The organism is Sorangium sp. So ce726, assembly GCF_051521405.1.
Lineage (GTDB): Bacteria > Myxococcota_A > Polyangia > Polyangiales > Polyangiaceae > Sorangium.
Genome location: NZ_CP150349.1, coordinates 151,978 through 167,025, shown reverse-complemented (window position 1 = coordinate 167,025; position 15,048 = coordinate 151,978). Strand labels below are relative to the sequence as shown.

General features: G+C 70.3%; 9 protein-coding genes. 3 read left to right on the top strand and 6 right to left on the bottom strand.

Annotation, left to right across the window (positions count from 1 at the left end; genetic code table 11):
• Positions 1–407 precede the first annotated feature (407 nt).
• The 3 genes from WME79_RS00610 (at position 408) to WME79_RS00600 (ending at position 6,870) form a co-directional block, all read left to right on the top strand.
• Positions 408–2,114, top strand: a complete 1,707-nt coding sequence (locus WME79_RS00610; RefSeq protein ID WP_437530921.1) for an OmpA family protein — start codon at positions 408–410, stop codon at positions 2,112–2,114.
• Positions 2,111–6,220: a DUF3344 domain-containing protein gene (locus WME79_RS00605; RefSeq protein WP_437530919.1), complete on the top strand. Its 4,110-nt coding sequence runs from the start codon at positions 2,111–2,113 to the stop codon at positions 6,218–6,220. Before WME79_RS00610 ends, WME79_RS00605 begins: the two co-directional genes overlap by 4 nt.
• 236 nt (positions 6,221–6,456) lie before the next feature.
• Positions 6,457–6,870, top strand: a complete 414-nt coding sequence (locus tag WME79_RS00600; RefSeq protein ID WP_437530917.1) for a PilZ domain-containing protein — start codon at positions 6,457–6,459, stop codon at positions 6,868–6,870.
• A gap of 54 nt (positions 6,871–6,924) precedes the next feature.
• Here the strand turns inward: WME79_RS00600 and WME79_RS00595 are convergent, their stop codons facing one another.
• From WME79_RS00595 to WME79_RS00570, 6 genes are all read right to left on the bottom strand, one after another.
• On the bottom strand, positions 6,925–8,025 hold the full coding sequence (locus WME79_RS00595; RefSeq protein ID WP_437530915.1) for a substrate-binding domain-containing protein: 1,101 nt from the start codon (positions 8,023–8,025) through the stop codon (positions 6,925–6,927).
• Positions 8,026–8,119: 94 nt separating this feature from the next.
• A complete protein-coding gene (locus tag WME79_RS00590) occupies positions 8,120–9,469 on the bottom strand; it encodes an ABC transporter substrate-binding protein (protein WP_437540110.1) in 1,350 nt (449 codons plus the stop codon).
• 341 nt (positions 9,470–9,810) lie between these two features.
• A complete protein-coding gene (locus tag WME79_RS00585) occupies positions 9,811–10,932 on the bottom strand; it encodes a substrate-binding domain-containing protein (RefSeq protein WP_437530913.1) in 1,122 nt (373 codons plus the stop codon).
• Between the two features lie 77 nt (positions 10,933–11,009).
• Positions 11,010–12,287: an ABC transporter substrate-binding protein gene (locus WME79_RS00580; RefSeq protein WP_437530911.1), complete on the bottom strand. Its 1,278-nt coding sequence runs from the start codon at positions 12,285–12,287 to the stop codon at positions 11,010–11,012.
• A 349-nt stretch (positions 12,288–12,636) separates the two neighbouring features.
• Positions 12,637–13,332 (bottom strand): acetoacetate decarboxylase family protein, encoded by a 696-nt coding sequence (locus WME79_RS00575; RefSeq protein WP_437530909.1) that lies wholly within the window; start codon positions 13,330–13,332, stop codon positions 12,637–12,639.
• Positions 13,333–13,359: 27 nt separating this feature from the next.
• A complete protein-coding gene (locus WME79_RS00570; RefSeq protein WP_437530908.1) occupies positions 13,360–15,027 on the bottom strand; it encodes an amidase in 1,668 nt (555 codons plus the stop codon).
• Positions 15,028–15,048 lie beyond the last annotated feature (21 nt).

The following is a 15,048-nucleotide window of genomic DNA, read 5'->3' as shown; positions in this document are numbered from 1 at the left end:
ACACGCCTTGCATAGACCGCGCTGCGACGCGCTGCGAAGCGCGGCTCGCAGGAGAGCCGCGCTGTCGAGGCCGATCCGAATTCGGCCGGCCGCCCATCGAAAAGTCCACCAGTAGCGTCCTGCGAAGCCTATAAGACGGCCCGGGATTTCGTCGCAGCTCGCCGATCCTCCTCGTCGAGCATGCGGCGTTTCCCCCAACTTGCCTGCGCGCCGGAGCAGTCGACGGCCGCTCGCCCAAAGCACCCAAGGTGATCCTGCGCATGAGAGCTCCCTTGCCCCCCCGATGGATCTGCGGCGCCGCCGCGCTAGCCGCGGCGGCGTGGGCCGCGCCAGCGTCCGCTCAGGAAGCGGGACCGGCGCGCGGCCTAGCCCTCAATCGCTTCAGCCCCGCGCCCGCTGGCGACCGGATGTTCGGTGTGCCGTCGCCGTATGCAGCGTCGCCGAATCAAGACGGCAGCGCGACGCTCCACGTGATGCTGCTCGGTGACTACGCGCACAACCCGCTCGTGCTCACGCGGGAGGGCAGCGACGAGCACCTCGGCGCAATCGTCGGCCACCAGCTGTTCCTGCACCTGAACTCCTCGCTCACGCTCTGGGACCGGCTGCACGTCAACGTCGACCTGCCGCTCGCCGTGCTGCAGCAGGGCGACAGCCCCGCGGCCGAGGGCCTCTCGTTCAGGTCGCCGAGCGACGTGCAGCTCGGCGATCTCCGGGTCGGGCTGCGCCTGCGCCTCCTCGGCGATTACTTCGACCCGTTCCAGCTCGCCGTCGGCGGCTTCGTGTGGGTGCCGACGGGCGACCGCGACGGCTCGTTCGTGGGCGAGGACTCGGTCCGCGGCCTGCCTCAGATCCTCGCCGGCGGCCGGATCCCGGGCTTCGTCTGGTCGGCCGCGGCCGGCGTCGATCTGCGCCCCGCGCAGACGTTCGCGCAGGTGCGGCAAGGCCTGATGTTCAACGGCGGCGCGGGCGTCGGCCTGCTGCTCGGCTCGGAGGAGCAGCTCCAGATCGGCCCCGAGGCGACCGTCTCGACGGTGCTGGAGGACCCGGAGGCCCGCAACACGAACGTCGAGGCGCTGCTCGGCCTGCGCTACCGCTTCGCGCCCGCGCTCCGCGATTTCGAGCTCGGCGTCGCCGCCGGCCCCGGCTTCACCTCGGGCATCGGCACCCCGGACTTCCGCGCCGTCGCGATGCTCGCGTACTCGCCCGAGGTCCGGCGCGCGGACCCGGATCGCGACAAGGACGGCATCGTCAACGAGAAGGACGCCTGCCCGGACGTGCCCGGCGTCGGCGACCCGGATCCGAAGAAGAACGGCTGCCCGCCGTCGGATCGCGACGAGGACGGCATCCTCGATCGCGTCGACGCGTGCCCGGACACGCCCGGCGTCGCGAACGACGACCCGAAGAAGCACGGCTGCCCGCCGCCCGGGGACCGCGACAAGGACGGCATCACGGACGACGTCGACGCGTGCCCGGACGAGGCCGGCCCGGCGAACGAGGATCCGAAGAAGCACGGCTGCCCGCCGCCGCCTGACAGGGACGGCGACGGCGTGATCGACGCGGAGGACGCCTGCCCCGACATCCCCGGTATCCGCACCTCGGATCCGGCGACGAACGGCTGCCCCGGCGACCGCGACGGCGACACGGTGCGCGACGACAAGGACGCCTGCCCCGACGAGAAGGGCAAGCCCGATCCGGATCCGGCGAAGAACGGCTGCCCCGTCGCGGTGCGCGTGACCGAGGCGGAGATCGTCATCCTCCAGCAGGTGCAGTTCGACACCGGCAAGGCGACCATCAAGAAGGTGAGCGACGAGCTCCTCGATGAGGTGGCGGGTGTGCTGAAGGAGCACCCGGAGATCACCAAGATCGAGGTGCAGGGACACACAGACCCGCGCGGCGGACGCGCGTACAATATCAAGCTCAGCCAGGCGAGGGCCGAGTCGGTCACGAAGGCGCTGGTCCAGCGCGGCATCGAGGCCGAGCGGCTGGCGTCGAAGGGCTACGGGCCCGACGTCCCGATCGCGGAGAACGACACCGACGAGGGACGCCAGAAGAACCGCCGCGTGCAGTTCAAGATCCTCGAGAAGAAGTCGAAGCAGCAGCAGGAGGCGCCGTGAAGAGACGTTGGGTCATAGGTAGTCTTGTCGGGCTCGCCTGCGTGGGCGGGCAGAGCGGCCCCGCGCACGCCGCTCCCTTTCTGCGCAAGCAGGTCGACCAGCGGGGCGACTTCATCCTCATCGGGAACACGCTGGGCCACGAGTGCGGCAGGGACGACATCGACGCGCCCGTGGTGGGCGACATCGGTGCCTGCGGCAGCAACATCGGCGACAGCGCGCCCGACACGTACTGGCGCTCCGACTCGCCCGCGGAGGGCGAGGCGGAGGCGAGCACCAGCATCACCGCCGCGCAGGCGCGCACCACCGCCGTGCTCCAGGTGCCGGCCGGCGCGACGGTCACCCACGCGTACCTCTACTGGGGCGCGCACCTCGGGACCAGCGGGACCGCGGACCAGGCCGTCACCCTGGATCGGCCCGGCGCGAGCGGCTTCTCCGAGGCGGTGACCGCCATCGACAGCGTCGAGACGATCAGCTCGAGCCGTGTCTACTACCAGTCGGTCGCGGACATCACCGCCGTCGTGCAGGCGCGAGGCTCCGGCGCCTACCGGGTGAGCGGCGTCAACAGCGACAGCTTCACGAACAGCAACTTCAACAACCACTTCGCCGGGTGGTGGCTGGTCGTGTTCTACGAGCTCGCCTCCGAGCCGCCGCGCAACCTCGCGCTCTTCGACGGCCTCGACACCGTCACCGACGGGTCGCCCCAGAACACCATCCTGGACGGGTTCCTGGTGCCAAACGCGGGCTACGACGCGAAGATCGGGATGGTCGCGTTCGAGGGGGACCTGGCCCACGAGGGAGACCAGTTCTCCTTCAACGGGACCGCGCTCGGCGACACGCTGAACCCGGTCGACAACTTCTTCAACGGCACGCGCTCCTACTTCAGCGCGCCGGTGTCGAACGTCGGTGACCTCCCGCAGCTCGCCGGGACCCAGGGGTCCATGGCCGGCATGGATATCGACGTCTTCAACATCACCTCCCTGGTGACCCCGAGGCAGACCTCGGCGCCCATCGTGGCGTCGAGCACCCTGGACCTGTACTTCCTCGCCGGCTTCATCACGTCGATCTCGACCTTCAGGCCGGACTTCACGTCCTCCTCGAAGTCGGCCGTCGACGTGAACGGCGGGCTGCTGCTCCCGGGCGACCAGCTCCAGTACACGATCGAGGTCGTCAACAGCGGCAACGACGCGTCGAGGGGCACCGTGCTCACCGATCCGCTGCCCGCGGGCGTGACCTACGTGCCGGGCTCGCTCTCCGTCGCGACGGGCGCCAACACGGGCGCAAAGACGGACGCGGCCGGCGATGATCAGGGCGAGTACGACGCCGGGACGCGCACGGTCCGCGTGCGGCTCGGCACGGGCGCGAACGGGACGGCGGGGGGGTCGATCCCCGCCGGGCAGTCGACGCGCGTGACCTTCCGGGTGACGGTCGACGCCAGCGCCGCGGGGGTCATCGCGAACCAGGCGATCGTCCGCGCCGCCGGACAGCAGGGCGCGCCCGAAGAGGACACGCCGACCGACGGCAACGGCCCGACCGACGGCGTGCCGCCGACCGAGGTCGTCATCGACGAATGCGAGACCAACGCGCAGTGCGCCGCGCCGACGCCTCACTGCGACACGGCGGCGGAGCCGAACGAGTGCGTCGAGTGCCTCACGGACGCGCACTGCGGGCCGCTCTCGCCGACGTGCGATCCCGACACGCACGCCTGCGTCTGCGAGCCGACGGGCGCCGAGGTCTGCGGCGATTCGATCGACAACGACTGCGACGGCGTGCTCAACAACGGCTGCGACTCGGACAACGACGGGATTGAGGATCCCGACGAGCTCGAGGCCGGCACCGACCCGAACGACGCGGACAGCGACGACGACGGCGTGATCGACGGCGATGAGCCGGACTTCGATGAGGACTCCGACGAGGACGGCCTCATCAACGCGCTCGACCCCGACAGCGACAACGACGGGCTCTACGACGGCACCGAGCTCGGTCTGCCTTGCAACAACGCCGCCACCAACGCCGCCGCGGGCCATTGTCGCGCCGACGGGGACGCCGGGGCGACCAAGACCGACCCGCTCGACGCCGACACCGACGACGGCGGCGTGCCCGACGGCCACGAGGACTTCGATCTCGACGGCGTCGTCGACGCGGGCGAGACCGATCCGAACGTCCGCGCCGACGACGTGCCGCCGACGGACACCGACGGCGACGGGCTGAGCGACGATCTGGAGGAGACGATCGGGAGCGATCCGCTCGACGCCGACACCGACGACGACGGCGCGCTCGACGGCCAGGAGCCGAACCCCGCCGACGACACCGACGGCGACGGGCTGATCAACGTGCGCGACGTCGACAGCGACAACGACGGGCTCTACGACGGCACCGAGCTCGGCCTGCCCTGCGACAACGAGGACACCAACGCCGCCGCGGGCCACTGCCGCGCCGACGCGGACGAGGGCGCGACCAAGACCTCGCCGGTCGATCCCGACACCGACGACGGCGGCGTACCCGACGGCCAGGAGGACCTCGATCTCGACGGCGAGATCGACGCGGGCGAGACCGATCCGAACAACGGCGCCGACGACGGGACGCCGACGGACACCGACGGCGACGGGCTGATCGACGTGATCGAGGAGGAGATCGGCACCGACCCGAACGACGCCGACAGCGACGACGACGGCGTGATCGACGGCGATGAGCCGAACTTCAGCGACGATCACGACGGCGACGGCCTCATCAACGCGCTCGACCCCGACAGCGACGGCGACGGCCTGTTCGACGGCACCGAGCTCGGCCTGCCCTGCGACAACGCCGCCACCGACGCCGCCGCGGGCAACTGCATCGCGGACGCCGATCCCACGACGACGACGCACCCGCTCGATCGGGACACGGACGACGGCGGCATCTCCGACGGCGCGGAGGACGCGGATCACGACGGCGCCATCGACGAGGGCGAGACCGATCCCAACAACGGCGACGACGACGCGGTGGACGAGGATCGTGACGGCGACGGGCTGCCCGACGCGGAGGAAGAGGCGATCGGGAGCGATCCGGACGACGCCGACACCGACGACGACGGCGTGATCGACGGCCAGGAGCCGAAGCCCGGCGAGGACACCGACGGCGATGGCCTCATCAACGTGCGCGACGTCGACAGCGACAACGACGGGCTCTTCGACGGCACCGAGCTCGGCCTGCCCTGCGACCACGAGGGCACCGACGCGGAGGCGGGCCACTGCCGCCCCGACGGGGACGCTGGCGCGACCAAGACCGACCCGCTCGACGCCGACACCGACGACGGCGGCGTGCCCGACGGTCAGGAGGACGTCAACCTGAACGGCGTCATCGACGCGGGCGAGACCGATCCCAACCTCGGCGAGGACGACGGGACGCCGGCGGACACCGACGGCGACGGGCTTGTCGACTCGCTCGAGGACGAGATCGGCACCGACCCGAACGACGCCGACAGCGACGACGACGGCGTGATCGACGGCGATGAGCCGAACTTCAGCGACGACCACGACGGCGATGGCCTCATCAACGCGCTCGACCCCGACAGCGACGGCGATGGGCTGTTCGACGGCACCGAGCTCGGCCTGCCCTGCGACAACGCGGCGACCGACGCGGACGCGGGGACCTGCATCGCGGACGCCGATCCCACGACGACGACGAACCCGCTCGATCCGGACACGGACGACGGCGGCGTGGCCGACGGCGTGGAGGACGCGAACCACAACGGCGCCATCGACGAGGGCGAGACCGATCCCAACGTCGGCGCCGACGATCAGACGCCCCCTCCCTCGTGCCGGCAGGACAGCGATTGCGGCGGCGCGACGAGCGGGATGATCTGCGAGGAGCACACCTGCGTGGAGGGCTGCCGCGGCGCCGAGGGCAACGGCTGCCCGTCCGGCGAGGTGTGCAGCTCGACCGACAGCACGGCGGGCACCTGCGAACCCTCGACCGACAACGACCCGAGCGGCATCTTCGCCGAGGGCAACGGCTTCTGCGCCGCCCGGCCCACGCCCGCGGGCAGCACCCGCGGCGCCGCCGCGCTCCTGCCCATGCTCGCCGCCCTCGCCGGCCTCGCCCTGCGCCGGCGCCGCGCGGGCCGCTAGCCGGCAGATAGAGAGGCCCACGGCCGCGCACCGCCCCGCCCACCTGGCGGGGCGGCGACCCCTCCAGCGGCCGCGGGCACCTCTCGCCGCGAGCGCCCTCAGGGGCGCCGAAATCCCCCCACCCACTCCCCTCCCCGCGTTCGCCCTCGACCCGCTGCAGCGCGGGGCGCTACCGTGTAAGTTTCTTGTCCACCTGTAGCCGTCCTCCGTAGCGTACCGCGCCAAGGAGAACGACCATGGAGATGCTGCTCGCCAGTGAGCGCCGCGCCACGCGCCGCGCCGCGATCGTGGAGTGCCAGGCCGTGCGCGAGCGGGGCTTCCGGCTGCTCGGGACCCAGGCGATCGACCTGTCGATCGACGGCATGCTCGTGCTGACGAGCGCCCGCCCGCTCACGGGTGAGCCGGTGATCGTCTCGTTCAGGATCCCGGACACGAACGTCTGGATCGACGCGACAGCGACGATCGCGCGCACGCTCCACGGCCGTCGCCAGGGCGACCCGGGGCGCGCCGTGGGCCTGCGCTTCGACCCGCTCGACAGGGCGTCGAGCCGGCGCCTCCGCGAGGCGCTCGAGCGCTTCCCGCCGACGTACCCCTACCGCGCGCGGCGCGTGGACTACGCGGCGACGGCCGCGATGATCGCGCTCAGCTGATCCGCGCGCTCGAGCGGCCCTGACGCCGCTGCGGGGCAACTCCCCGCGGTCGTGCTAATTGGCGCCGATCGAGCTGAGGAACTGGTAATAGGCGTCGATCTTGTCCGACGCGACCACGTCGAGGCCCGTGTTGAGCCGGTAGTCGTCGTTCATCTGCGGAGCGAGGATCGCCTTGGTCGCGTCGAGGCCGATGGCTCGGATGCCATAGAGGATATAGGGCACCAGGTACCCCTCGTAGTACTGCCGCTGCGTGTGCGTGGCATCGATGAGCCCCGAGCGCATGTACTCGACGGTCTTCGGATCGAAGTCGAAGGCGACGATGGGGATGTTCATGCCCGCGGCTTCCGCGGCCATCGCACACCGATACGAGGTGTTGAACAATCCGATCATCCCCACCACGGGCGGGTCGGCGGCCTCGAGCTCCGCCGTCATCCATTCGACGTCCACAGCCTCGCCGTCGGGCTCCCAGTTGGCGTTGCGCACCACGACCTCGTAGCCGGCGTCCTCGAACACCTTCTGGGCCCCCTGCGTTCGTTCGAGCCCGTCGACCCACCCTTCTTCGAGGTTGCCGTGGATCATCACCGTCCCCGGCGGGTCGGGCAGCAGCTTGAGCAGGGTCTCCCCTGCCGTGGCCCCGGCAGCCCGGTTGAGCGTCCCGACGTAAATCGAGCGCTTCGAGCCCGCCACATCGGTGTCGAGCGTCACCACGTTGGCGCCGTTCGCGATCGCCTCCTCGAGGGGGGCCACCTGGGTATCGCCGGAGGGAGCGATGCCGATCCCTTCCACGCCATCCGTTATCGCTTGCTCGATCTGTCGCGTCTGGAGCGCCTCGGATTCCGCGATGTCACCCGACGCCACGACGCACCCGAGGACGTTCCCCTCGACTGCGAGCTCCCCCATGGCGCGGTGCGCAGCCGTGGCGATCGGCGCCCAGAAGCCGGTGACCTGCTTCAGGAGGATCGACATGTGCATCGGCTCGATCGAGCCCTTGTTGATCTCGGCGACGAGGTTGTCGACCGTCTTCTCGAGATCCGCTGGAGTGAATTCGTTCGCCGGGGTCGGCGCTCGCTTGATGGGCGCGGGCTGCTGCCCCGCGTCGTCCGTATCGCTCGATCCGCACGCCGCCGTCGCCAGCGTGAGCCCGATGGCAGCCATCCACGTTCGTCGAAACGTCCCCATGAGCTTCGGCCCCTTTCATGATTCGCCCGGCCGCGCGCGGCGCCGTTGCGCCGCGCGGCTCACCGAGAGATCAATGTCCCATGTAACAAGCGACGGAGACCGGAGCGACGTCGACAAAGGCGTCGCCGTCGATGGTCCACCGCTGCATGATGTAATGCTTGTTCGCCCCGTAGATATCGAACTCGTACTCGGCGGCCGCCCCGGCGTAGCGGAGAGGGATCCCCGCGCGCAGCTTGGCCATCGCCGTCTTCAGATCCCGCCACGAGGCCACCTCGTGCTCAGGGCTGTTGAGCTCGCGGATGATCTCCCGCAGCTCACGTCCAGATGACGGGATCGTCCCGCTGGTCGCCTGGGAGTACACGAGCCCCATGGCGATGAGGACGATACCGTCGTAGTAGATGTGTGCCGCGGGGAACGGCGTCTCGCCGTTCCACCGGTGAGAAAAGTGCCCGCTGAAGGCCGCGGCGTTGCCGGTCGTGCACTCGACCGTCTCCTCCACCTCGTCCACGATGTCGCACTCGCTCCGAAGGCTGAGCGAGGGCGAGACCCCGTAGTATCCATCGAGAGAGCCGGCGGGGATATTGGCGAGGAACACCTCGGTGCGCAGCGCAGGGCCGAGCAGCCACGTGCCCGGGCGCCCGGAGACGGTCCACTCGGTCACGATGGTCGCGGCGGCGGCGGGATAGGCGGACAGCAACGTCTGGTCGCCGTTCCAGTCGAAGGCAGAATGGATGCTGCTCGCGTACGACTGCTGTCCCGACATGAACGTCACCGAGGGCAGGGCTCTACCCCCGAGCCCCCCGAAGATCGTCGTGAACTCGCCGCTGACGCTGGAGCTGTAGTCGTCCCGCGCAGCGAGGCTGTTCACGGTGCCGGCACCCTCGTGGAATGCGACCTTCGCCAGCGCGCAACCGACCGCGAACGGCGTGGGGGCGAGCCGCATCCAGCCCCCTCTCGTCTCGCTGCGCTCGATGGAAGGCGCGGCGTAACCCGGCAACATGTGAAGGATGTCGAGCTCCTTCACGTCCGGCTCGATCTCGCGGGCGAGATCGTTCTCCTCGGGCCCTACGAGGTAGGCGACCTTGTCCACGTAGAGCAGCTCGACCAGCTGCTCGAGCCCACGCTCGCGGTCCGAGTGGCTGTCTCGGCTCAGGAGGTGGAACGGCCTCCCGTCGAGCCCCCCCGCGGCGCTCACGTCGTCGACCGCGAGCAACATGGCTTGCTCGAGGTTGCGGCCGATGGCTGACTCGCTCCCTGAGAAGGGCAAGAGCGCCCCGATGACGATTGCATTCTCGGGACGATCGGACGCCCGGGGCGAGCATGACGCCGAGAGCAAGGATGCAACGGTTACGAGCAGGCAGATCTCGGTACAGCGCGCGCGCCGTCTGCCACGAGCGAACCACCTGCCGGCTCGACGCACGCAATGCAGATCGGCAAGCGTCCCAAGAAACATGCGCATTTTTGCACGTAGGACATAAAATCTAGAAGGTCAAGTGGCGCCTATATAAACAAAGACCGTGGTAAAGAGTGGGGATAGACCACACTCTATGAGAGCAGCCGCGACCTGTGCGGACCGGTAGAGGCAGCTACCACATTGCGCCGTTCACCGAGCGCGACGCGCCAGAGAGGCGACAGTTGCGCCGGCCTCGGAGCGAACACCGGCGGACGCCCGTCCTTGGGCGGCAGTACCTCGCTGCCGAAGTTCTTTGCTGGTTGCGTGTGAGGGAGAGACGAGCCGCGTGGCGCGCGGGCGACGCGCCGTCAGTGCGCGCCGATCGAGCTGAGGAAGTCGTAATAGGCGTCGATCTTCTCCGCCGGGACCACGTCGAGGCCGGTGTTGAACCGGTGATCGTCGGCCATCTGCGGATCGAGGATCGCCTTGGTGGCGTCGAGGCCGATCGATCGGATCCCATAGAGGATATAGGGCACGAGATAGCCCTCATAATACTGCCGCTGCGTGTGCGTGGCCCGGATGCGCCCCGCGCGCATGAAGTCGACGGTCTTCGGCTCGAAGTCGAAGGCGACGACGGGGAGCTCCGGCATGTTCGCGGCCTCCGCGGCCATCGCGCACCGATACGAGGTGCTGAACAGGCCGATCATCCCCACCACGGGCGGGTCGGCGGTCTCGAGCTGGGTCTTCATCCAGTCGACGTCCTCGGCCTCGCCCGCGGGCTCCCAGTTGACGCTGCGCACGAGGACCTGGTAGCCGGCTTCCTCGAACACGCGCTGCGCGCCTTGCGTTCGATCGATCCCGTCGACCCAACCTGGGTTGAGGTTGCCGTGGATCACCACCGTTCCCGGCAGCCCGGGCAGCATGGTGAGCAAGGTCTTCCCTGCCGTGGCCCCGGCAGCCGCGTTGAGCGTCCCGACATAGATCGCGCGCTTCGAGCTCGCCGCGTCGGAGTCGAGCGTCACCACCGGGACACCGCGCGCGATCGCCTCATCGAGCGGGGCCACCTGGACGTCGCCGGTGGGCGCGATCCCGATCCCCTCCACGCCATCCGCGACCGACTCCTCGATCTGTCGCGTCTGGAGCGCATCGGCTTCGTTGACATCGCCCGACTGCGAGGTGGTCCCAAGGACGTTCCCCGTGACCCCGAGCTCACCCATGGCGCGGTGCGCGGCCGTGACGACCGGCGCCCAGAAGCCGGTCAGCTGCTTCAGGAGGATCGCCATGTGCATCGGCTCGATCGAGCCCTTGTTGATCTCGGCGACGAGCTTGTCGACCGTCAACTCGAGATCCACCGGAGTGAACTCGTTCGCCGGAGTCGACGCTCGTTTGATGGGCGAGGCCTTCTCGCCCGCGTCGTCCGTATCGCTCGATCCGCACGCCGCCGTCGCCAGCGTGAGCCCGATGGCAGCCAGCCAACCTCGTCGAAACATCCCCATGAGCTTCCTCCCCTTCCACGGCTCTCCCGGCCGCGCGCGGCGCCGCCGCGCGGAGCAGGCCGTCCGACAGATCAATTCCCCATGTAACAAGAGACGGAGACCGGGGCGAGGTCGACGAAGGCGTCGCCGTCGATGGTCCACCGCTGCATGACGTGATGCTTGTTCGCCCCGTAGATATCGAACTCGTAGTCGGCGGCCGCCCCGGCGTACCGGAGAGGGATCCCCGCGCGGAGCTTGGCCATCGCGGTCTTCAGATCCCGCCAGGAGGCCACCTCGTGCTCAGGGCTGTTGAGCTCGCGGATGATCTCCTGAAGCTCATGTCCGGACGAAGGCGCCTTCCCGCTGGTCGCCTGGGCGTACACGAGGCCCATGGCGATGAGGACGACGCCGTCGTAATAGAAGTGCGCCGCGGGGAACGGCGTCTCGCCGCTCCACCTGCGAGAGAAGTGTTCGCCGAAGGCGGCGGCGTTCCCGCTCGTGCAGGCGATCGTCTCCTCGGCGCCGTCCACCGGTTGGCACTCGCTTCGCAGGCTGAGCGAGGGCGAGACGCCGTAGTATCCATTGAGAGAGCCGGTGGGGATATTGGCGAGGAGCACCTCGGTGCGCAACGCGGGGCCGAGCATCCAGGTGCCCGGGCTTCCGGAGACGGTCCACTCGGTCACGATCGTCGCGGCGGCGGCGGGATAGGCGGACAGCAACGTCCGGTCGGCGCGCCATCCGAATCCGGAGCGGATCCCGCTCGCGTACGACTGCTCTCCCGACGAGAACAACACGGATGGCAGGGCTTTACCCCCGAGCGCCCCGAAGAGCGTCGTGAACTCGCTGCTGACGCTGGAGCTGTAGTCGTCCCGCGCGGCGAGGCTGTTCACCGTGCCGGCGTCCTCGTGGAAGGCGACCTTCGCCAGCGCGCAACCGACCTCGAACGGAGAGGGGGCGAGCCGCATCCGGCCCCCGCGCGTCTCGCTGCGCTCGATGGAGGGCGCGGCGTAACCCGGCAACATGTGGAGGATGTCGAGCTCCCGCACGTCCGGCGTGATCTCACGGGCGAGCTCGTTCTCTTCAGGCCCTACCAGGTAGTCGACCTGATCCACGTAGAGCAGCTCGAGCAGCTGTTCGAGCCCCCGCTCCCGGTCCGAGTGGCTGTCTCGGCTCAGGAGGTAGAACGGCCTCCCGTCGAGCCCGTCCGCGGCGTTCAGATCGTCGACCGCGAGCAACATGGCTTGCTCGAGGTTGCGGCCGATGGCCGACTCGCTCCCTGAGAAGGGCAAGAGCGCCCCGATGACGACCGCATTCTCGGGACGATCGGACGCCCCGGGCGAGCACGACGCCGAGAGCAAGGACGCAAGCACGACGAGCAGGCAGATCTCCGTACCGCACGAGCGTCGTGTGCCATGAGCGAACGACCTGCCAGGTCGATGCACGCAATGCGGAGCGGCAGGCGTCCCAAGGCACATTGCAAATTTGAAATAAGGCACCAGGGACCGAAGCGTCAAGCGGGACAAAAATAAAACATCGGGAGTGTGACGCAGACTTGGAGGATACTTCACACTCCTGAGCGTGGCCGTGACTCACTCGGATAGATGGTGGCCATTGGCCCGCGGCTCCGCTCTCATCATGGCGCCGCGCGATTCGGCAGCGAGGCGAGACATGCGCCGGTGTGAGGGACTGGACACCAGCGGGCGAGCGTGCCCTGAGGGATCAGTGCGAGCGAGGGAGCTCGACGTCGGCGACCGGGAACTCGGCCTGGAAGCTGGAGAGCCGGACGGCGAACACCACACGACCCTCGTCGACGCGCGGCATGCGCCCCGGATCGAGGCGCGCCTCGAGCAGGCGCGCGTGGCGGGCGCTCCCGCGCGCGGTCGGCGCGCAGAAATAGTCGTGCCCGTCGCGGTGGTGCACCAGCCGGCGGAGGCGCGTGGGCACGAGCGCGCTCGAGGCGGGTAGGCTCGGGCCGGCGACCGCGAACCGCAGATCGGCGAAGACATCGCCGCCCTGCGACGCCCGGAAGCGCTCGCTCCCGTCCGCCTCGCGCGCGATCTCGAAGTCGGCGTGCTCCTTGGGGATACCCCAGTTGCGCTGCCCGTTCACCACGCTCTCCCACGAGCTGACGTAGATCTTGCTGATGGACCAGCAGAGGCCGCGGCGCGTGCGGAAGCGCCCGGGGATGAACAGGAGCTCGCGATAAGGCCCCACGTTCGATGACGTGTAGTCGAGCGCCATCAGCAGGCTGTAGCGCCCCTCGAAGCGCGGGCGGAGCGCCTCCGGGATGAAGCTCTGCTCCTTGAGCAGCCGCTCCGGGAGCTCGAGCATCACGATGGTCGCATCGCCGGCCAGCATCCACGGCGCTGGCGCTGTCTTCACGTCAGGAGGATGACTTCCGGCGCTGTGGCTCATGACGACCTCTCCTCGGGCTCGATGGGATCAAGGTACCTCGAGCAGATCGATCGCCCCCGGGGGGCGCCGCGCGCTCGCGAGCTCCGACCTCTCGAGGTGGGCGAGGACGGCGAGGACGGCCGCTTCGTCCCACGCGTCGCCGAGGATCTGCAGGCCGATGGGCAGGCGCTCGGCGTCGACGCCGACGGGCGCCGTGCCGGCGGGGAGGCCGGTGAGGTTGCCGAGGAAGGCGAAGCGGCACATGCCGTCGAGGGCGATGGGATCCAGGAAGGCGCGGCCTTCCTCGGCCTGCGCGTAGGGAGGCGCGGTGATCGCCGTCGTCGGGAGCGCGAGGACGTCGACGCCGGCGAGGGCGCGCGCCACCTCGCGCCGCATGCCCGCGCGCAGCCGCGCGGCGTCGATCTGCTCGAGCGCGGTGACGCCCGAGAGGAGGCTGAAGGTGACGCGCAGGTCCTCGCTGATGAGGTCGCGCTGCTCCCTCCAGGCGCGCTGGAACGCCGCGAGCGTCTCGGGGCCGATGACGAGGTAGCCGATGGAGGCCGCGTGCCTGGCGAGGGGGATCTTCACGTCCACGAGGGTCGCGCCCTCGCGCTCGAGCGCGCGCAGCGCCCCCCAGCACGCGCTCGCGACCGGGGTGGAGGCGTCGCGCCACTCCGCCTCGTCGACGCCGATGCGCAGGCCGCGCACGCCGGCGCCGAGGCGCGCGCCGAAGCCTCCGGGGGGCGGCGGGGGCGCCCATGCGGTGAGGTCGTCGTCGGGGTCGGGCTCGCTCGCGACGGCGTCGAGGAAGCGCGCGAGATCGGCCGTGCTGCTGGCGATCGGGCCGGCGTGGGCGACCGAGCCCTTGAAGCCGTCGCCGGCCCGGCTGACGCGGCCGAAGGTCGGCTTGAGGCCGAAGACGCCGTTCAGCGCGGCGGGCGCGCGGATGGAGCCCCCGCCGTCGCCGCTGGCCGCGAGCGGCGCGAGCCCGAGGGCCACGCCGACGGCGGAGCCTGTGGAGGAGCCGCCCGCGGCGCGCTCCTTGTGGTGCGGGTTGTGGGGCATGCGCTGGTGGACGCTGTTGCCGATCGGCGACATGCCCCACTCGGTGAGCACGGTCTTGCAGAGGAACACGGCGCCCGCCTGCCGGAGCCGGGCGACCACGGCCGCGTCGCGCGGCGCGGGCGGTTGCGGGCCGCAGGGCGAGCCGAGCGTGGTCGGAAGGCCCTCGACGTCGAACTCGTCCTTGACGAGCAGGGGCACGCCGTCGAGCAAGCCGCGCGGCCGCCCGGCGGCGTGGCGCGCGGCCGACGCGTCGGCGTCCCTGAGCGTCGCCTCGCGCGAGGTGGCGACGGCGATGTTCATGCACGGGCGCTCGGCGGCGAGCGCGTCGAGCGCCGAGAGCGCGCGCTCGGCGACGTGGAGCGGGGTGGTGGTGCCCTTGCGGTAGGCCGCCGCGTAGGCCACCGAGGGCCTGGGCCAGTCGCGGACGGGGGGCGCGCCGAGCCCAGCGTCCTCCCAGCGCCGCGGCGGCGCGGCCTGGACGGGGCGCGCCTCTGCAGGGACGTCGTCGCGGAAGGCGTCCGGAAGCGAGGCGAGGCGATCGATGCCCAGGCTGCGCTTCATCACTTCCCGGAGCGCCGCGGAGGATCCGGGCGCCTCGGCGGCGAGGCGCGCCGCGGTGAGCGCGCGGCCGGTGAGTCGGGGGACCTTCATGCGGCGCAGCTTACTCGACGG